Here is a 17,715-nt window from a genome sequence, read left to right as displayed (position 1 = left end):
GAGGCGGGGTCGAAGTCAGGGTCACGCGCAGGACTGCCTGATTCGGATTGTTCCCGGCCGCGCCCATCTGCCCTGCTGCAAATAGATCAGGGTACAGTCGCGCCGGCTGTGCGGACCTGACCCCATCAACCTGACAGGGGGCTGCCCCCCGCTGTCAAGAATACTTCAGAACAACCCGCGCCGCGCCAGCTCGTCGCCCAGCGCGCCGGCCCCGGTGAACTGGATCGCATCGATTCCCAGCCCTCGCGCCGCTTCGACATTCGGCAGGCTGTCATCAACGAATACGCAATCCTCGGGCCGCAAACCGTTGCGATCCATCACCATGCGATAGATCGCCGGGCCTGGCTTCATCATCCCGACGCGGCCTGACACAAGAATGTCCGCGAAAACCGCGCCCAGCCGAGGATGCAGCTCCAGCGCATGGGGCCATGTCTCGGCCGCCCAGTTGGTCAAAGCATATAGCGGAACGCCGCGCGCAACCAGGGCCTCGGCGACTTCCCACGTCCCGGGAATAGTCTTTTCGATGGTCAGCGGAAAAGCCGCGAGATAGCCCGCCAGATGCCGCGCCTCGTCGCCATGCTCGGCCCGTGCGGCGGCAAGACCGTCCTCAAAGCTGCGCCCGCCGTCCTGCAACCTGTTCCAGCCGGCAAAATCGATGCGCTGCATCCAGGCCTCGGCCTCGGCCCGGCTGGTAAAGATATCCGCAAAGGCCAGCGCAGGGTCCCAGTCGATCAGCACCCCGCCAAGGTCGAAAATCACGCTTTTCATGGCATCCTTCCGCTTCGGTTGCGCCCAGATCGTCCGGAATGCCCCGCCAAGTAAAGCCCCGAGCCGCCGATTCCCCCGATGCGGCCCGATCTTACCCCACGCGGCAAAAATCTGCGCGACAGCTCTGACAGATCCAATCTGAACTGGACTGTTTTCTTCAGAGTGGATAGGACCCCGCACATGCGTATTTCTGTCGCCGGGCTAGGCTATGTAGGAATGTCGATCGCGGTGCTGCTGGCGCAGCACAACGAAGTCATGGCATTCGATCTGAACGCAGAGCGCGTGGCATTGGTAAATGCCCGCCGCTCACCCATTCAGGACCCCGATCTCGAGGAATGGCTGGCTGGAAAGCAGCTGTCCCTGCAGGCCACGACCGACCAGGCCGAGGCTATGGCGGGGGCGGATTTCGTCATCATCGCCACGCCGACGAATTACGACCCGCGCACGAACCGCTTTGACACCCAAAGCGTCGAGGCTGTGATCGCCCAGGCCCGCGACCACGCCCCGCAGGCAACGATCGTGATCAAATCCACGGTGCCCGTCGGATTCGTGGCACGGATGCGGCAAGAAACAGGCAATGAGAACATCATGTTCTCACCCGAGTTTCTGCGTGAAGGCCGCGCGCTTTACGATAACCTTTACCCGTCGCGCATCGTCGTCGGGGATCATGGCCCCGCTGCGCATAAGCTGGCCGATCTGCTGGCACAGGGCGCGATCCGCAAGGATATGCCGGTGCTTTTCACCGGCCCCGCCGAGGCCGAGGCGATCAAGCTGTTCGCCAACACCTACCTTGCGATGCGCGTGGCCTATTTCAACGAGTTGGACAGCTATGCTCTGGCCCGCGGCCTGAACCCGCGCGAAATCATCGAGGGCGTCGGCCTCGATCCGCGGATCGGCGATCAGTACAACAACCCAAGCTTCGGCTATGGCGGCTACTGCCTGCCCAAGGACAGCAAGCAGCTTCTGGCCAACTATGATCAGGTCCCGCAGAACCTGATTGCGGCGGTGGTGGAAAGCAACCGCACCCGCAAGGACTTCATCGCCGACCAGATCATCGCACGCGAACCCAAGGTTGTCGGCGTCTATCGGCTGGTGATGAAGGCCGGCTCGGACAATTACCGCGACAGCTCGATTCAGGGCATCATGAAGCGGATCAAGGCCAAGGGCATTCCCTGCATCGTCTATGAGCCGGTGCTGACCGAGGATCACTTCTTTCACAGTCCGGTCATCCGTGACCTCGACGCCTTCAAGGCCGAGGCCGATCTGATCATCGCGAACCGCCTTGGCCCCGAATTGGCCGATGTGGCAGACAAGGTCTATACCCGCGACCTCTTTGGCGTGAACTGAACGCAGGCAGGGCCCTGCCCCCAGCTTCCCTGACACCCGGACCCCGCAGCCCTTGCAACCCGGGGCGCGGGGCCCTAGTGTCATGCAAACGACTCATACACTTGGGGGGCCCCGCAACGGGGCTGAGAGGTGCAAGGCACCGACCCATCGAACCTGATCCGGGTCATGCCGGCGTAGGGAAGGGTAGAGTGAAGCGGCAAGACCATCCGCAAAACTGTCCCGACCCCATCTGCATGCCCGGCTGAACTGAAAGGCGGGCCATGCCGGGATTTCCTTCCCCACCTATCGCGCTGACGATTGCCGGATCGGATAGCGGCGGCGGCGCCGGGATTCAGGCCGATCTGAAAAGTTTTTCAGCACTCGGCGTCTTTGGCGCTTCTGTGATCACAGCCATCACCGCCCAGAACACCCGCACCGTTGCGGCGGTCGAACCCGTCAGCCCGGCGATGATCGCCGCCCAGATCGATACGGTCTTTGGTGATCTTGATGTGCGCGCGGTCAAGATCGGCATGCTGGGCGGCCCGGATGTGATCACGGTGGTGGCCGACCGTCTGACCGCGCTTCTGGCAGCCAATCCGATCCCGGTGGTGCTTGACCCGGTGATGGTGGCAAAGTCGGGCGACCCGCTTTTGCCGGACGAGGCAGTCTCGGCCCTGCGTGAACGGCTTATCCCGCTTGCGACCGTTCTGACGCCGAACCTGCCCGAGGCCGCGCGGCTTCTGGATCGCGCCCCCGCGCAAACCCCGGATGAGATGCGGGCGCAGGGCAAGGCACTTTGCGCCCTTGGCGCCACACATGTGCTGATGAAGGGTGGCCATGCCAGCGGAGAGACCTGCACCGACCTGCTGATCGGAGCCGAACCGCTGACCCTGACCGCACCGCGCCAGCACACAGCGAACACCCATGGCACCGGATGCTCACTGTCCTCGGCCATCGCGGCAGGGCTTGCGCAGGGGATGACGGTGCCGGATGCGGCAGACCGCGCGCATGGCTGGTTGCAGGGTGCAATTGCGGCCGCAGATGAGCTGGCGGTGGGGCTGGGCCATGGGCCCGTGCATCATTTCCACGCGCTATGGAGGCAGGCATGACCGCGATTACCATCCTGGGCGCGGGGGTGATGGGTCTCTCGATTGCGACCGAACTGGCCGCGCGTGGGAAACAGCCGCGTATCATCGACCCTGCCGGCAAGCCCGGCTCACATGCCTGCAGCTGGCGCGCGGGCGGCATGCTTGCCCCCTATTGCGAGGCCGAAAGCGCCGAGCCGGTGGTGCTGCGCCTTGGCCTCGACGCCGCCGATTGGTGGGAAGCAAATGGCGCCGAGGTCACCCGGCGAGGCACGCTTGTGCTTGCCCCCTCACGCGACCGGACCGAACTTGACCGCTTTGCCCGGCTGACCAAGGCTCATCAGCCGGTGACCGGTGACGATATCGCGACGCTGGAACCCGAACTGGCCGGCCGCTTTTCGCGCGGGCTGCATTTCGGCACCGAGGCGCATCTGAACCCCCGCGCCGCCCTGCTGGCTCTGCGCGACCGGCTGGAACAGCGCGGCATCCGTATCGAGACCGAGGGCGCACCGACCGGCATGATCGTCGATGCGCGCGGCCTTGCTGCCAGGGACGAGCTGCCCGATCTGCGCGGCGTGCGCGGCGAAATGCTGGTGCTGCGCTGTCCCGAGGTCACGCTGACCCGCACCGTGCGGCTTTTGCATCCGCGCATCCCGCTTTACGTCGTGCCGCGTGGCGACGGGGTCTATATGATCGGCGCGACCATGCTGGAAACCGGCGGCAAGTATCGCGTCACCGCCCGTTCGGCGGTCGAGATGCTGTCGGCTGCCTATGCCCTGCATCCGGGCTTTGCCGAGGCCGAGATCCTTGAGCTTGGCTCGGACGCGCGCCCCGCCTTTCCCGACAATCTGCCCCGCCTGCGCCGGCGCGGTGGCACGCTTTTCGCCAACGGCCTTTACCGCCACGGCTACCTTCTGGCCCCTGCCGTGGCACGTATGGCCGCCGATTATCTGCTTGAGGGCCGGAAACCGGAGTTCATGGATGAAGATCACCCTTAACGGAGCGCCGCGCGACCTGACCGGCCCGACCGTACAGGACGTGCTGACCGAAATCGGACTTGGTACGGCCAAGGTGGCAACGGCACTGAACGGTGCCTTCCTGCCCGCCGCGGCCCGCCCGGAAACGACGCTCAGCGACGGCGACGCGCTGGAAGTCGTGGCCCCCATGCAAGGAGGCTGAGATGCCGGTCTTTTACGGAACCGAGGTCGCAAGCCCGCTGATGCTGGGCACCGCGCAATACCCCTCGCCCGCGATCATGGCCGAGGCATTCCGTGCCTCGGGCGCTGGCATCGCCACCGTCAGCCTGCGCCGCGAAGGCGGCGGCGGGCAGGACTTCTATCGCCTGATCCGCGATCTGGGCATCCCCGTCCTGCCCAATACCGCCGGCTGCCATTCGGTACGCGAGGCCGTGACCACCGCCCAGATGGCACGCGAGCTGTTCGAGACGCCCTGGATCAAGCTTGAGGTCATCCGCGACGACGACACACTTTGCCCCGATGTGATCGCGCTGGTCGAGGCGGCACGGGCGCTGTCCGGGGACGGCTTTCAGGTATTCCCCTATTGCACCGAGGATCTGTCGGTCTGCGGACGGCTGCTTGATGCGGGCTGCGAGGTGCTGATGCCCTGGGGCGCGCCCATCGGCTCGGGCCGGGGGCTGAACAATCCCTATGGGCTGCGCAGCCTTCGGGCGCATTTCCCCGGTATCCCGCTGGTGGTCGATGCAGGCATCGGCCTGCCAAGTCACGCCGCGCAGGCGATGGAGCTGGGCTATGACGCGGTGCTGCTGAACACCGCCGTCGCCAAGGCAGGCGATCCGGTCGCGATGGCCCGCGCCATGGCATCGGCGATCGAGGCCGGAAAACTGGCCCATGGCGCAAACCCGATCGAGGCACGCGACATGGCCGCGCCTTCGACCCCTCTGTTTGGAATGGCGGTGCTGGGATGAAACTGCCGCGCTTTTACCCGATCTTTGACAGCGCCGATTGGCTGCGCCGCGCCCTGCCTCTGGGCGTGAAACTGGTTCAGGTCCGCATCAAGGACCAGCCCCCGGCCCGGCTGATGGGCGAACTGGCATTGTGTCGGGAACTTTGCCGCGATCACGGCGCGACGCTGGTCGTCAATGATCACTGGCAGGCCGCCATCGACCTTGGCTGTGATTTCATCCATCTGGGACAAGAGGATCTGGACACCGCCGACCTGCCGGCGATCCGCCGCGCCGGGCTGCGGCTTGGCATCTCGACCCATGACCATGCCGAGTTGGAGCGGGCGCAGGCCCTTAAGCCTGATTACATCGCCCTGGGCCCGGTATGGCCGACCATTCTGAAAAAGATGAAATGGGAACAGCAGGGCCTTGACCGCGTCCGCGAATGGCGCAGGCTGGTGGGCGAGACGCCGTTGGTCGCCATCGGCGGCATGACACCCGGGCGCGCGCTGGAAGCCTTTGCCGCGGGCGCGGATATTGCTTCGGTTGTCACCGACATCACGCTGAATCCCGACCCCGAGGGCCGCATCCGCGAATGGCAGCGGGTGGCGGCATGACCCGCTATGCCCGCCAGATGGTCCTGCCCGAGGTCGGCGCAGCGGGGCAAGAGCGTATCTCTGCCGCCCGCGTGCTGATCGTCGGCGCGGGCGGTCTGGGTGTGCCCGCACTGCAATATCTTGCCGGGGCAGGCATCGGGCAGATCACCCTGATCGACGCTGATACGGTCGAGGAAACGAACCTGCACCGCCAGCCGCTGTACCGGATCGACGACATCGGTCAGCCCAAGGTCCGCGCCGCCGCGCAGGCGCTGGCGCGGCTGAACCCTGCCGTTAAGGTCGAGGCGCTAAAGGACCGGCTGACACCCGTGAATGCGCCTGCGCTGATCGCGGCGGCGGATGTGGTGCTGGATTGCGCCGACAGCTATGCGGCCAGCTACACCTTGTCTGATGGCTGCCTTGCAGCGGGAAAGCCGCTGATCTCGGCCTCGGCGCTGGGGCTTTCGGGCTATGTCGGCGGGTTCTGCGGCGGTGCGCCCAGCCTGCGCGCGCTTTTCCCCGACCCGCCTGACAGCGGCCAGACCTGCGCGACCGCTGGCGTGCTTGGCCCTGTCGTCGGGATGCTGGGCTGTATTCAGGCCCAGATGGCGCTGCGGCTGATCCTTGGCACCACGCCCTCGCCCTTGGGTGAATTCGTTCGCTTTGAGGCCGGCCGCTTCAGTCAGTTCCGCTTTGACGCCGCGCCCGAAACCACCGGCCCCCGCTTTATCGCACGTGATGAAATCGCCCCAGCTGATCTGGTCATCGACCTGCGCCCCGAAGACGAGGCGCCGCGCAAGGCCACCCCGCAGGCGCTGCGCCTGCCCGGATATGGCCCAACCGGTCCCCTGCCCGAGCCCGGTCAGCGTGTGGTGCTGGCCTGCCGTTCGGGTCTGCGTTCCTGGCGCGCCGCCGACGCGCTTTCCCACCGTTGGGATGGCGAAATCGCCCTTCTTGCCCTTGGAGACGAGAATTGATGAAACATTTCACCCTTGCCGCCGCCTTTGCCCTGCTGGCCCAGCCAGTGCTGGCCGAGGATAAGGTCACGCTGATCCTTGACTGGTTCGTGAACCCCGACCATGCGCCGATCATCGTTGCGCAGGAAAAGGGCTTCTTCAAGGACGAGGGGCTTGAGGTCGAGATCGTCGCCCCCGCCGATCCTTCGGATCCGCCCAAACTGGTCGCCGCGGGCAAGGCCGATTACGCCATCAGCTACCAGCCGCAACTGCATCTGCAGGTGCATGAGGGCCTGCCCCTGCGCCGCGTCGGCACGCTGGTCGCAACGCCGCTGAACTGTCTGATGGTCAAGGCCGATGGTCCGGTGCAAGAGATTGCGGATCTCAAGGGCAAAAAGATCGGCTATTCCGTCTCGGGCGTCGAAGAGGCGCTGGTGGGCCAGATCCTTGCCTCGGCCGGGCTGACGATGAACGATATCGAGATGGTCAACGTAAACTGGTCGCTGTCGCCCGCATTGATTGCCGGTCAGGTCGATGCCACCATCGGCGCCTATCGCAATTTTGAGCTGACGCAGATGCGGCTCGAGGGGGCCGAGGGCAAATGTTTCTTTGTCGAGGAACAGGGCGTTCCGACCTATGACGAGCTGATCTTTGTCGCCAACCCCGACAATCTGGATCGCGACCGCACCCTGCGCCTGCTGCGCGCGGTCGAACGCGGCGCACAATATATGGTCAACCACCCCGGCGAAGCATGGGAGCTGTTCTCGGCCACCGCGCCCGACCTCAAGGACGAGCTGAACTCTGAGGCGTGGAAGGAAACGCTGCCGCGCTTTTCGCAAAGCCCCGCCGCACTGGATCAGGGCCGTTATGCCCGGTTCGAGGAATTCCTGCACAAGGCCGGCCTGATCGACAAGGTGCTGCCCGTCTCGGATCTGGCGGTGGATGTGGGGGCCGCGCAATGACCAGCTATGGCCATGCCTTCGCCGCCTGGCGCGCCGCCTGCCAACCGGATTGGGATGCCTATACCCGTCATTCCTTTGTCGAAGGATTGCGCGACGGCACCCTGCCGCAATCGGCTTTTCTGACCTATCTGGTTCAGGACTATCTGTTCTTGCAGAACTTTTCGCGCGCATGGGCGCTGGCCGTGGTCAAGGCTGGTGATCTTACGGAAATGCAGACCTGCTCGACCACGGTTCACACGCTGCTGAACTATGAAATGGACTTGCATGTGCGCACCTGCGCCAGCGCCGGCATGGATCTCGAGGTGCTGAGCAACGCCCAAGAGGCGGTGACCAATATCGCCTATACCCGCTATGTGCTCGAGGCAGGCTATTCGGGCGATTTTCTGGACCTGCTTGCGGCGCTGATGCCTTGCGTGCTGGGCTATGGCGAAATCGGGCTGCGGCTTGCACGCGAGGCAGCGCCCGACACGCCCTACCGGAACTGGATCGACACCTATGCGGGCGAGGAATATCAGGCGGCCTGCGCCGAGGCCGGGGCGCTGCTTGACAGCGCGATCCGCAAACGGCTGGGCGACACCCCCGAACAAAGCCCCCGATGGGCCGCGCTCTCTGACCGCTTTGCGACCGCAACCCGGCTTGAGGTCGCGTTCTGGGAACGGGGAAAGCCATGACCGCCGCGGCAGCGCTGGTCCGTGGCCGTGCCTGGGTGGGCGAGGCCCCGTTGTTCGCACCGGTCGACCTGCGGCTTGAAGATGCGGGCTGGACCTGCCTGCTTGGCCCCTCGGGTGTCGGCAAATCAACCATCCTGCGGCTGATCGCCGGGCTTGAAACCGGAGCACGCTTTGAGGGTGAGGCGACGCGCGACAAGCCCGTGGCGCTGATGGCGCAGGACCCGGGCCTGATCCCCTGGCTTGATGTGACAGGCAATGTCACGCTTGGCGCAAGGCTGCGCGGCACGCTGCGACAAGGGGACGAGCCCGCCGCCCGCGCGGCCGCGCTGATCAAGGCCGTGGGGCTTACCGACCGCGCCCATCACCTGCCGGCGAATCTTTCGGGCGGGCAGCGCCAGCGCGTCGCCCTTGCCCGGACTCTGTTCGAGGACCGGCCGCTGGTGCTGCTTGATGAGCCCTTTTCGGCGCTTGACGCGCGGACGCGGGCACAGATGCAGGACCTGGCCGCGCGGCTGCTGGAAGGGCGTACGGTGCTGCTCGTTACCCATGACCCGGCCGAGGCAGCGCGGCTTGGCGACCGGATTCTGCTGCTGCGAGAGACGGGACTGACCGAATGGCCGGTCCCGACCCTGCGCCCCAAAGGCGCCGCCCGCCCCTATGACGCGCCCGAGGTCCTGCAATTGCAGGCCCGGCTGATGCGGGGGATGATGGCGTGAGAACAGTTATCGCGCTGATCGTCACCGTTCTGGTGCTGTGGCAGGGGGTCATCTGGCTGGCCGGCATGCCGCCCTTTCTGCTGCCCTCGCCCCGCGCGGTGCTCGAGTCGCTGTGGCTGAACCGGGCCGAGATCACCCGTCACGCCGCTTTCACGCTGGCCGAGGTGGTGCTGGGCTTTACCCTTGGCTCGGCCCTGGGGGCGGCGCTGGCGGTGGTGATGGGCTTTTCGCAAAAGCTGACCGGTGTGCTGCGCCCCATCCTGACATTCAGCCAGACCATTCCGGTCTTTGCGCTGGCGCCGATCCTGACGCTGTGGCTGGGCTTTGGCATGTCGCCCAAGGTCGCCATGACGGTGCTGATTGTCTTTTTCCCGGTGGTCAGCGCCTTTCTGGACGGGCTGATGCGGACGCCTCAGGCTGCGCTGGATCTGGCGCAGGTCATGGGCGCCAGCCCCATCCGTATCATGCGCCACCTGCGCATCCCTGCAGCACTGCCAGGCCTTGCGACCGGGCTGCGCCTGGCGGCAGTCTATGCCCCGATCGGGGCGGTGATCGGCGAATGGGTCGGCGGCGCACGCGGCCTTGGGGCGCTGATGATCCACGCCAACGGCCGGATGAAGACCGATCTGGTCTTTGCCGCCCTGTTGGTGCTGTCGGTAATGACCGTAGTCTTTGCCCGGCTGGTGGCACTGGCGCTGCACCGCCTGCTTTCGCGCTATGGGGTCTGAGCGCCTAGTCCAGCGTCCGGCGGAACCGCAACAGCGCCAGCGCCCCCAGCACCACCACCATGACCGAAAGCGCGCCGAATTGCACCAGCACATCGGGCAGCCCCGCCCCCTTTAGCATGATGCCCCGGACGAGGCGCAGCAGATGGGTGACCGGCAACAGTTCACCCAGCATCTGCGCCCAGCCGGGCATGCCCCGGAACGGGAACATAAACCCCGACAGCAGAATCGAGGGCAGAAAGACGAATATCGCAATCTGCATCGCCTGCATCTGCGTACGTGCGACGGTCGAGATCAGATAACCAAGCAGCACCAGCGCCAGTACAAAGACCATCACCCCGGCAAGCAACAGCGCGGGCGAACCCATGAAGGGCACATCGAACAGCGCCCATGCCGCACCAAGGATCACAAGGACCTGCACCGCCCCCACGCCAAGAAAGGGCGCGATCTTGCCCAGCATGATCTCGGCCGCGGTGGCGGGCATGGCAAGCAGGTTCTCCATCGTGCCGCGCTCGATCTCCCGGGTCAGGGCCATGGCGGTCATCATCACCATGGTCATTTGCAAGATCACACCCAAAAGACCGGGGACGATGTTGTAATGGGTGATGCCCTCGGGGTTATAGCGGCGGTGGACGACGATCTCGGGTCCTGCGGCCTCGGGCACCGCAAGGTCGCGGCGAAAGGCGCTTTTGGCGATACCACCCAAAGCGGCGATTGCGCCGCTGGTGGCCGTCGGGTCCGAACCGTCAGCCTCGACCAGGACCTGCGCCCGTTCGCCACGCAGCAACCGCTGGCCGAAATCAGCAGGTACGGTGACGACAAATGAGACCTTGCCTTGCGCAATCAGCCGCTCGGCCTCAGAGGGCTGCGCATCGGGATGGGTGATGCGATAATAGCCACTGTTTTCAAGCGCGGCGACAAGGCTGCGGCTGAACTGATCCTGAACCGGGGCGATCAGCGCCGTCGGCATGTGGCGCGGATCGCTGTTGATCGCATAGCCAAACAGCAGCAATTGCATGATGGGCACGCCCAGCATCATCGCAAAGGTCACCCGGTCGCGGCGCATCTGGATGAATTCCTTGCGCAGGATCGCCCACAGACGTGTCAGCGAAAGGCTCATTGCATATTGTCCTGCGACTGATCCATCAGGCGGATGAACACATCCTCAAGGCTTGTCTCGACCGGCTGGCCCGAGACCCCTTCGGCCGCCAACGCCGCCTCAAGCCTTGCGCGATCGGGCCCGGTCACATGCAGCGAGGTGCCAAAGGGTTCGACCTGCCCGACGCCCGGGGCCTTGCGCAACCGCTCGGCCAGCGCACCGGGCCGGGGCGACTGCACGGTCATCGTGATCAGCCCTGCCCCCGCGATGACCTTGGCCACCGTACCCGAAACCACCAGCCTGCCATAGGCGATGTAATTGATGCGGTGGCAACGCTCGGCCTCGTCCATGTAATGGGTCGAAACCAGCACCGTCATGCCCGACAGCGCGCGGGCGTGGATTTCGTCCCAGAACTGCCGGCGCGCCTTGGGATCGACACCCGCCGTCGGCTCATCAAGCAGCAAAAGACGCGGCTGATGCATGATGCAGGCGGCAAGCGCCAGCCGCTGTTTCCACCCGCCCGACAGGCTGCCGGCAAGCTGGGCGCGACGCGCGGTCAGGCCCAGATCCTCAAGCGTGTCGCGCACCGCCTGGCGCGGCAGGCCATAAAGCCCGGCGACGAAACCAAGGTTCTCTTCGATCGACAGGTCTTCATAAAAGGAAAACCGCTGCGTCATATAGCCGACCTGTCGGCGGATCGCCCGCTGATCGCGGCGCACGTCAAGGCCCAGCACCGTACCGCTGCCCGCATCGGGGGTCAGAAGGCCGCAGATCATGCGAATGCAGGTCGTCTTGCCCGAGCCGTTCGGGCCCAGAAACCCGGCAATTTCGCCCTCGGCGACCTTCAGGGCGACGTCATCGACCACCTTCCTGCCGCCAAAGGATTTCGTCAGGCCCGAGACATCAATGGCGGTCACCACGGTCATGGCTCAGCCCAGACCTCAACGATCTGGCCGGGCTTCAGCGTATTGCCGGGGTCCGGGACGGCCTCGACCAGATAGACCAGCTTTTGCCGGCTGTCGCGGGCATAGATGACCGGAGGCGTAAACTCGGCCTCATCCGCGATGAATGAAACGGTGGCCGTGACGGGCGCGCAACCGTCGCAACCGACCGTCAGCCGCGTCCCCAAAGCCAGCGCCGAAATATCCGCTTCGCTGACGTAAAAGCGCAGCCGCAGCGCCCCGTCCGGCAGAAAAACCAGCACAGGGGCCGAGGGTCCGGCCATTTCACCCGGATGGCGCAGGATATCGGTGACAATGCCCGGGGCTGGGGCGGTCAGGCGACGCTGCTGAAGCTGCCATTCCATCGCCTCGCGGTTCGCCCCGGCCTCGGACAGCGTGGCGCGGGCGGCAGCGATGGCATCGGGACGGGCGGGCAAGGCGACCACGGCCAGCCGGGCCTCGGCCTCATGCAGCGCGGCCTGCGCCATATCGGCAGCAGCGCGGGCATCGTCCAGCTGAGCGGGCGAGCTGACGCGCTGTGCAAGCAACCGCTCTTGCCGCACGGCCTCGCGCGCCGTCTGATCGGCATGGGCGCGGGCCGAGGCGACGGCGGCCTGGCTGGCGGCAATCTCGGGCGTGCGGCCACCTTTTTCCAGATCAGCTAATGCGCTGGCCGCGCGGGTATAGGCCGCCTCTGCCCCAGCCAGCGCGAACGCAGCGTCGCGGTTTTCCATCTGGGCCAAAAGCTGTTCCGCCTCGACCCGGTCACCGCGCTGGACTTCCAGCATCTCGACCCGGGCTGCTGCTATCGGTGCGATGTGGATATACTCGCCCTCGACATAGCCGGTGCCCAGCGGTGCGGATGACCCACAATAGGGCACCAACGCAGCAAGAAAGCCCAATGCGCACAGCAGGTCAGCCATCCCCGCCCCCGATCATCCGGTCAAGGTTGATCAGCATGCGGCGCATGATCGCACGGGCCTCGGTGCGGGAATACTGGCTCCACCCCATCCGGCGCTGAACGATGGGCGCGGCGACACGGAAATAGACCGCCTGCCCGAACAGCGAAAATACGGCAAGCTTGACGTCCTCATCCTCGGCATCGGCGCCTGTCGCGGCGGACCACAGCGCGCATAGCCCCCGGTGGCGCGGCTCGACCAGCGTCAGGTAAAGCCGGTCCAGCACCGGGCTGCCCGGCTGGGCCAGTTCGCGCAGCACAAAGGCTACCGCATCGCTGGCACCGGGGCTGACAATCAGAAAGGTCACGATCCGGCGGACCAGACGCCGCAGGATCAGACGCGCCAGACGCGCATCCGGCCGCTCTTGACCTGCGGGCAGAGGGCGGGCGACACGCGCCACCCATTCCGCCACCATATCGGCACAGGCAAGGCGCAACCCCTCTTTGCCGCCGAAATGATAGGCGATCGAGGAAATATTGACCCCCGCCTGCGCAGCGATGGCCCGGGTCGAGGCGGCCTCAAAGCCGCCATGCCCAAACTGCTCCATAGCAGCGCGGATCAGCGCGACGCGGGTCGGATGCGGTTTCATGGCCGTCATACCAGAAATCAATCAATCGATTGATACAGGATTTTCGCCCTTAAGTCGAGACCATCGCGCAAAGCGCCCGCACCCATTGCCTGCAGGAAAGCAAAAGATCACGAAACCCTGTCTGGCCCGCATGGCGGAGGGAGGAGAGGCGGCCAGACAGGGCTCGCGGTCAATGCAGACCGAACTCCGCCATCAGACGGCGGCGCATGGCAACAAAGCCCTGCTCGCTGCGATCCCGTGGTCGCGGCAGGTCCACATCAATCAGACGGGCGGGGTCGCTATTGTCGCGGGACAGGACCAGCACCCGATCGGCAAGAAAGATCGCTTCTTCAAGGTCATGCGTAACAAGAATCATGGTCACGCCCTCTTCACGCCAGATGCGGGCCAGCTCTTCTTGCATGGTCAGCTTGGTCATGGCGTCCAGCGCGCCAAAAGGCTCGTCCAGCAGCAGGATTTCGGGCTGCACGGTCAGGGCACGGGCGATGCCGACGCGTTGCGCCATGCCACCCGAAAGCTGGCGCGGCCACGCCTCGGCAAATTCGGTCAGACCGACAAGGTGAATGTAATGGCGCGCCCGTTCGCGGGCCTGAGCGGCGGGAACGCCCCGCACCTCAAGCCCGAAGGCGACGTTTTCCAGCACCGTGAGCCATGGCAGAAGCCGGGGTTCCTGAAAGATCACGGCCCGTTCCCGCCCGACGCCGGCTACCGGATGGCCGTCGATCAGAACCTCGCCCCGGTCGGGCGATTCAAGTCCGGCGAGTACCCGCAAAAGCGTGGTCTTGCCGCAGCCCGAGGGGCCGACGATGGCGAGGATCTCGCCACCGTTCACGTCCAGATCCAGATTACGCAGCACCGAAAGCGAACTGCGGTTCAGCGCATAGGATTTGGACAGGCCCCTGACCTTGACCTCTCCGCGCAGGATGGAAGGTTGCAGATCCGTCATTTCGCCGCCACCGCTTCGCCGCTGACCAGCAGAATGTCGGCTGCCTTGAGCTTGCCCTTTTCAACCTTGCCTTCGCGTTCAAGCACGTCGATCCAGAACTGGATGTCACGCTCGACCGGCAGGCCGCCTTTGCGCACACCGTAGCCGGCGAAATACTGCGCGACCTCGGGGTTTTCGCCCCGCTCGCTCAGCACCTTGGCGAATACCTTTTTGGCCTCGTCAGGGTTCTCGCGCGCCCAGTCCAGCGCCTTGGCCGCACCATCGACAAAGGCGCGCGCCTCTTGCGGATGGGCATCTACCCAGTCGCGGCGCAGAACGACAAAGCCGCCCGCGATCTCGCCCAGCACGTCGGTATCGTCAAAGATCGCGCGGATACCGCCACCCTGACGGGCCGCGCCCTCAAAGGTGGTCTGCCAATAGCCAAATGCCGACACATCCACCTGTTTTGAACGCAGCACCTGTTCAAGCTGCGGTCCCGGGACGACGACAAGGTTAACCGCATCCTGCGGCAGCCCTTTTTGGTGCAGCGCCTCGCGAACGGTATAATCCAGATGAGCACCCAGAGTGTTCACGGCGACAGTCTTGCCCGCGATATCCTCGATCGACTTGATCGGGCTGTCTTCGAGCACGTAAAAGATCGACTGGACCTCGTCATTGATGCCCTGGGTCGGATAGGCGGCGACAAAGTCATTCCCGCCGATAATCGAGTTCAGCACAGCCGAGGTCGCCGCGCTGCCGATATCGGCACTGCCCCCGGCAAGGGCGATCAGCGATTCAGGCCCGCCCGAGGCATAGCCAAGGTTTTCAAGCTTGATCCCGGTGCCTTCGTAATAGCCCAGTTCTTCGGCCAGTTCATGGGCCGACAGGCCGCCATGGCTGGCCAGATAGCGTAGGGTCACCTCGGCCTCAGCAGCGGTGCCGAACGAAAGGCCAAGCGCGGTCGTCAGCGCAAGGCTGCGCAGGGAAAAGATAGCAGTCATGGGGTGTCTCTTTCTTGAAAGGGGGGTGATCAGCGGACGGGCGCGGCCCAGCGGCACAGGCGGTTTTGCAGCGCAACAAGGATGAAGTTCGCCACAAGCCCCAGACCAGCCAGCAAAAAGATCGACGCGAACATCAGCGGGATCTGGAAATTGTACTGAGCGTTCATCACCTGAAAGCCCAGGCCCTTGTTCGCGCCGATCATTTCAGCCGCAATCAGCAGCAATAGCGCCGTGGTTGCCGACAGTCGCAGTCCGACAAAGATCGACGGAACCGACGCGGGCAGGATCACACGCCGGAACACCGCAAGGGGCGTCGCGCCATAGGTCCGGGCCATCTCGATCAGCTTGCGGTCCACCTCTTTCACGCCGCCGATGGTGGCCAACAGGACCGGAAACAGCGTCGCCCAGAAGATCACAAAGATCTTGGAGGTCTCACCCAGTCCCAATAGCAGGATAAAGACCGGGTAAAGCGCCAGTGCCGAGGTCTGACGGAAAAGTTGCAGGATCGGATCAAGCGCCCGTTCCACCGCCGCGATCTGGCCCATGAACAGCCCCAAAGGGATGCCCAGCACCACCGCCGCAGCAAAAGCGATACCCGAGCGTTGCAGACTGATCGCGATGTCATCGACCAGCGCACCCGAGGCGATCCCGTTCCACAGCGCCGATGCGATGGTATCCAGCGGCGGCAGCACCGAGGGGCTGACCCAGCCGGACCGGCTTGCCACCTGCCAAAGGATCAGGAAACCGGCAAGAAGGCCATAGCGCGACAATGCCTCACGGGCAAAAGCCGCCCCGCGACGGGTCAGGCCCGGCTCTGCGCTTTCGCCGGATACCTGCACGGTGGTGCTGTCGAGATGCTGATAGGTCATCGTGTCACTCCGCCGCATGAACCGAACGGCGCTGCACCGTCCAGCGGTTTTCAGGGAAGGGCAGGCCCAGATTTTCGCGCAGGGTCCGGCCTTCGTATTCGGTGCGGAACAGCCCGCGGCGTTGCAGCTCGGGGATGACCAGATCGACGAAATCGGTCAGCCCGGTCGGCTGCCACGGCGGCAGGATATTGAAACCATCCGCACCCTCGTTCTCGAACCATTCCTGCAGGGTATCGGCGACCTGCCGGGCGCTGCCCACAATGGTGAAATGACCGCGCGCCGAGGCGATCCATTGGTAAAGCTGGCGGATGGTAAAGCCGTTTTCATCGGCGATCTGGCGGATCAGCGTCTGGCGCGACTTCATCCCCTCGGTCGGATCAAGCGGCGGCAGCGGCCCATCCAGATCGGCGCCGGTCAGATCCAGCGTACCGCCTGTCAGCCCCTTGATCAGCGCGATTCCGTCCTCTTCCAGGATCAGGCTGGTAAGGCGCTCATACTTTTCGCGCGCTTCGGCCTCGGTCCGGCCGACAAAGGGCGAGACGCCCGGCATGATCAGGATGTGATCGGGGTTACGTCCCAGCCCACGCGCCCGGGCCTTGATATCGCGATAGAATTCCTGCGCGGTATCAAGACGCTGATGGGCGGTAAAGATCACCTCGGCGGTGGCGGCGGCAAGGCCGCGGCCGTCCTCGGACTGGCCGGCCTGGACGATGACCGGATGCCCCTGCGCCGAGCGCGAAACGTTCAGCGGCCCCCTGACCTTGAAATGTTCGCCCTGATGATCAGTGAAATGCACCTTATCGACGTCAAAGAACACCCCGGTTTCCTTGTCGCGGATAAAGGCGTCGTCCTCGAAACTGTCCCAAAGTTTCTTGACCACATCGACGAATTCCGCCGCCCGGCGATAACGCCATGCATGTGGGTGCTGGTGGTCAAGGCTAAAGTTATGCGCCGCGCTTTCCGTGGCTGTTGTCACCACGTTCCAGCCCGTACGCCCGCCCGATATCAGATCAAGCGAGGCGAATTTGCGCGCAAGGTTATAGGGTTCTTCGTAGGTGGTCGAAGCGGTGGCGATAAAGCCAAGGTTCCGCGTCAGCGGCGCAAGCGCCGAAAACAGGGTCACCGGCTCAAAGCCCGCGACCTTGGCATTGCCGCCCTCGATACTGCCGCCAAAGGCGATGGCAAGCCCGTCGGCAAGGAAATAGGCGTCAAAAAGGCCGCGCTCGGCCTCTTGAGCAAGCTTGAGATGGAAATCAAAACTGGTCGCCCCGTCGGCGGGCTGGTCGGGGTGGCGCCAGGCGGCAATATGCTGGCCGCCACCGGGAAGAAAGGCACCAAGGCGGATCTTGCGGGTCATCTGTGCTTTCCTTTTGGCAATACTCGGCTGGTCCCGCGAGAGGGCGGGTCAGCCTGGATCAGGGGATGAGATCTGGTGTGAGGGTCAGGCAGTCGCGGCGAACATGTGCCGCCGCATACATCGCGGTACGGCAATGGCGCAGATTGCGGCCTCATCTGCCATCAGAGCGACCGCCAGCATGGCTTGCGGCAGGCCGTCTGAACGGCCGGGATAACCGGCGATGCAGAGGGTCATGGGTCTCTCCTAATGACG

Annotated in this window: 21 protein-coding genes, 1 pseudogene and 1 riboswitch; of the genes and pseudogenes, 12 read left to right on the top strand and 10 right to left on the bottom strand. The window is 64.7% G+C overall.

The window, feature by feature from the left end; translation table 11 throughout:
* Positions 1–165 precede the first annotated feature (165 nt).
* Positions 166–768: an HAD family phosphatase gene (locus tag PARACOCCUSGL_RS0101120; RefSeq protein ID WP_010392194.1), complete on the bottom strand. Its 603-nt coding sequence runs from the start codon at positions 766–768 to the stop codon at positions 166–168.
* A gap of 180 nt (positions 769–948) precedes the next feature.
* On the opposite strand from PARACOCCUSGL_RS0101120, the gene PARACOCCUSGL_RS0101115 reads away from it, so the two are divergent.
* The 12 genes and pseudogenes from PARACOCCUSGL_RS0101115 to PARACOCCUSGL_RS0101065 all read left to right on the top strand — a co-directional run bounded on the left by PARACOCCUSGL_RS0101115 (position 949) and on the right by PARACOCCUSGL_RS0101065 (position 9,729).
* On the top strand, positions 949–2,115 hold the full coding sequence (locus PARACOCCUSGL_RS0101115) for a nucleotide sugar dehydrogenase (protein WP_010392192.1): 1,167 nt from the start codon (positions 949–951) through the stop codon (positions 2,113–2,115).
* 92 nt (positions 2,116–2,207) lie between these two features.
* Positions 2,208–2,312: riboswitch (TPP riboswitch) on the top strand.
* Between the two features lie 63 nt (positions 2,313–2,375).
* Positions 2,376–3,203, top strand: a complete 828-nt coding sequence (gene thiD / locus PARACOCCUSGL_RS0101110) for a bifunctional hydroxymethylpyrimidine kinase/phosphomethylpyrimidine kinase (RefSeq protein ID WP_010392189.1) — start codon at positions 2,376–2,378, stop codon at positions 3,201–3,203.
* On the top strand, positions 3,200–4,177 hold the full coding sequence (locus PARACOCCUSGL_RS0101105) for an FAD-dependent oxidoreductase (protein WP_010392185.1): 978 nt from the start codon (positions 3,200–3,202) through the stop codon (positions 4,175–4,177). The genes thiD and PARACOCCUSGL_RS0101105 overlap by 4 nt, the downstream gene beginning before the upstream one ends.
* A complete protein-coding gene (thiS, locus tag PARACOCCUSGL_RS0101100) occupies positions 4,161–4,358 on the top strand; it encodes a sulfur carrier protein ThiS (RefSeq protein WP_010392183.1) in 198 nt (65 codons plus the stop codon). The genes PARACOCCUSGL_RS0101105 and thiS overlap by 17 nt, the downstream gene beginning before the upstream one ends.
* 1 nt (position 4,359) lies before the next feature.
* Positions 4,360–5,124 carry a thiazole synthase gene (locus PARACOCCUSGL_RS0101095; protein ID WP_010392181.1) on the top strand — a complete coding sequence of 255 codons (765 nt, stop codon included), beginning with the start codon at positions 4,360–4,362 and terminating at the stop codon, positions 5,122–5,124.
* A complete protein-coding gene (locus PARACOCCUSGL_RS0101090; protein WP_010392179.1) occupies positions 5,121–5,717 on the top strand; it encodes a thiamine phosphate synthase in 597 nt (198 codons plus the stop codon). The genes PARACOCCUSGL_RS0101095 and PARACOCCUSGL_RS0101090 overlap by 4 nt, the downstream gene beginning before the upstream one ends.
* Positions 5,714–6,673, top strand: coding sequence for a HesA/MoeB/ThiF family protein (locus PARACOCCUSGL_RS0101085; RefSeq protein ID WP_029371245.1), 960 nt, complete (start codon positions 5,714–5,716; stop codon positions 6,671–6,673). The genes PARACOCCUSGL_RS0101090 and PARACOCCUSGL_RS0101085 overlap by 4 nt, the downstream gene beginning before the upstream one ends.
* Positions 6,673–7,614: an ABC transporter substrate-binding protein gene (locus PARACOCCUSGL_RS0101080; RefSeq protein ID WP_010392175.1), complete on the top strand. Its 942-nt coding sequence runs from the start codon at positions 6,673–6,675 to the stop codon at positions 7,612–7,614. Before PARACOCCUSGL_RS0101085 ends, PARACOCCUSGL_RS0101080 begins: the two co-directional genes overlap by 1 nt.
* On the top strand, positions 7,611–8,285 hold the full coding sequence (gene tenA / locus PARACOCCUSGL_RS0101075; RefSeq protein WP_010392172.1) for a thiaminase II: 675 nt from the start codon (positions 7,611–7,613) through the stop codon (positions 8,283–8,285). The genes PARACOCCUSGL_RS0101080 and tenA overlap by 4 nt, the downstream gene beginning before the upstream one ends.
* Positions 8,282–9,001, top strand: a complete 720-nt coding sequence (locus tag PARACOCCUSGL_RS0101070; RefSeq protein WP_010392168.1) for an ABC transporter ATP-binding protein — start codon at positions 8,282–8,284, stop codon at positions 8,999–9,001. Before tenA ends, PARACOCCUSGL_RS0101070 begins: the two co-directional genes overlap by 4 nt.
* An 86-nt stretch (positions 9,002–9,087) precedes the next feature.
* Positions 9,088–9,192 (top strand): annotated as a pseudogene (locus PARACOCCUSGL_RS22665) (ABC transporter permease); the annotation flags it as partial.
* Entirely contained in the window at positions 9,166–9,729 is a 564-nt protein-coding gene (locus PARACOCCUSGL_RS0101065; RefSeq protein ID WP_369750401.1) for an ABC transporter permease, read from the top strand. The pseudogene PARACOCCUSGL_RS22665 and the gene PARACOCCUSGL_RS0101065, both read left to right, overlap by 27 nt.
* 4 nt (positions 9,730–9,733) lie before the next feature.
* Here the strand turns inward: PARACOCCUSGL_RS0101065 and PARACOCCUSGL_RS0101060 are convergent, their stop codons facing one another.
* The 9 genes from PARACOCCUSGL_RS0101060 to PARACOCCUSGL_RS21945 all read right to left on the bottom strand — a co-directional run bounded on the left by PARACOCCUSGL_RS0101060 (position 9,734) and on the right by PARACOCCUSGL_RS21945 (position 17,697).
* On the bottom strand, positions 9,734–10,846 hold the full coding sequence (locus PARACOCCUSGL_RS0101060; RefSeq protein ID WP_010392165.1) for an ABC transporter permease: 1,113 nt from the start codon (positions 10,844–10,846) through the stop codon (positions 9,734–9,736).
* Positions 10,843–11,751: an ABC transporter ATP-binding protein gene (locus PARACOCCUSGL_RS0101055; protein WP_010392163.1), complete on the bottom strand. Its 909-nt coding sequence runs from the start codon at positions 11,749–11,751 to the stop codon at positions 10,843–10,845. Before PARACOCCUSGL_RS0101055 ends, PARACOCCUSGL_RS0101060 begins: the two co-directional genes overlap by 4 nt.
* Positions 11,748–12,689 carry an HlyD family secretion protein gene (locus PARACOCCUSGL_RS0101050; protein ID WP_010392161.1) on the bottom strand — a complete coding sequence of 314 codons (942 nt, stop codon included), beginning with the start codon at positions 12,687–12,689 and terminating at the stop codon, positions 11,748–11,750. Before PARACOCCUSGL_RS0101050 ends, PARACOCCUSGL_RS0101055 begins: the two co-directional genes overlap by 4 nt.
* Positions 12,682–13,323 (bottom strand): CerR family C-terminal domain-containing protein, encoded by a 642-nt coding sequence (locus PARACOCCUSGL_RS0101045; protein WP_010392158.1) that lies wholly within the window; start codon positions 13,321–13,323, stop codon positions 12,682–12,684. The genes PARACOCCUSGL_RS0101050 and PARACOCCUSGL_RS0101045 overlap by 8 nt, the downstream gene beginning before the upstream one ends.
* A gap of 160 nt (positions 13,324–13,483) precedes the next feature.
* Positions 13,484–14,257, bottom strand: a complete 774-nt coding sequence (locus PARACOCCUSGL_RS0101040; RefSeq protein WP_010392156.1) for an ABC transporter ATP-binding protein — start codon at positions 14,255–14,257, stop codon at positions 13,484–13,486.
* Positions 14,254–15,237, bottom strand: coding sequence for an ABC transporter substrate-binding protein (locus PARACOCCUSGL_RS0101035; protein ID WP_010392154.1), 984 nt, complete (start codon positions 15,235–15,237; stop codon positions 14,254–14,256). Before PARACOCCUSGL_RS0101035 ends, PARACOCCUSGL_RS0101040 begins: the two co-directional genes overlap by 4 nt.
* Positions 15,238–15,266: 29 nt before the next feature.
* Positions 15,267–16,106 (bottom strand): ABC transporter permease, encoded by an 840-nt coding sequence (locus PARACOCCUSGL_RS0101030; protein ID WP_010392152.1) that lies wholly within the window; start codon positions 16,104–16,106, stop codon positions 15,267–15,269.
* Positions 16,107–16,110: 4 nt separating this feature from the next.
* Positions 16,111–17,463 (bottom strand): LLM class flavin-dependent oxidoreductase, encoded by a 1,353-nt coding sequence (locus PARACOCCUSGL_RS0101025; protein ID WP_010392151.1) that lies wholly within the window; start codon positions 17,461–17,463, stop codon positions 16,111–16,113.
* Between the two features lie 84 nt (positions 17,464–17,547).
* On the bottom strand, positions 17,548–17,697 hold the full coding sequence (locus PARACOCCUSGL_RS21945; protein ID WP_010392150.1) for a hypothetical protein: 150 nt from the start codon (positions 17,695–17,697) through the stop codon (positions 17,548–17,550).
* Positions 17,698–17,715: the final 18 nt, after the last annotated feature.

The sequence above is a fragment of the Paracoccus sp. TRP genome (assembly GCF_000185925.1).
In the GTDB taxonomy this organism is placed as follows: domain Bacteria; phylum Pseudomonadota; class Alphaproteobacteria; order Rhodobacterales; family Rhodobacteraceae; genus Paracoccus; species Paracoccus kondratievae.
Note: the sequence above shows the minus strand (reverse complement) of the source record. Positions and strands in the feature narration are given on the sequence as shown.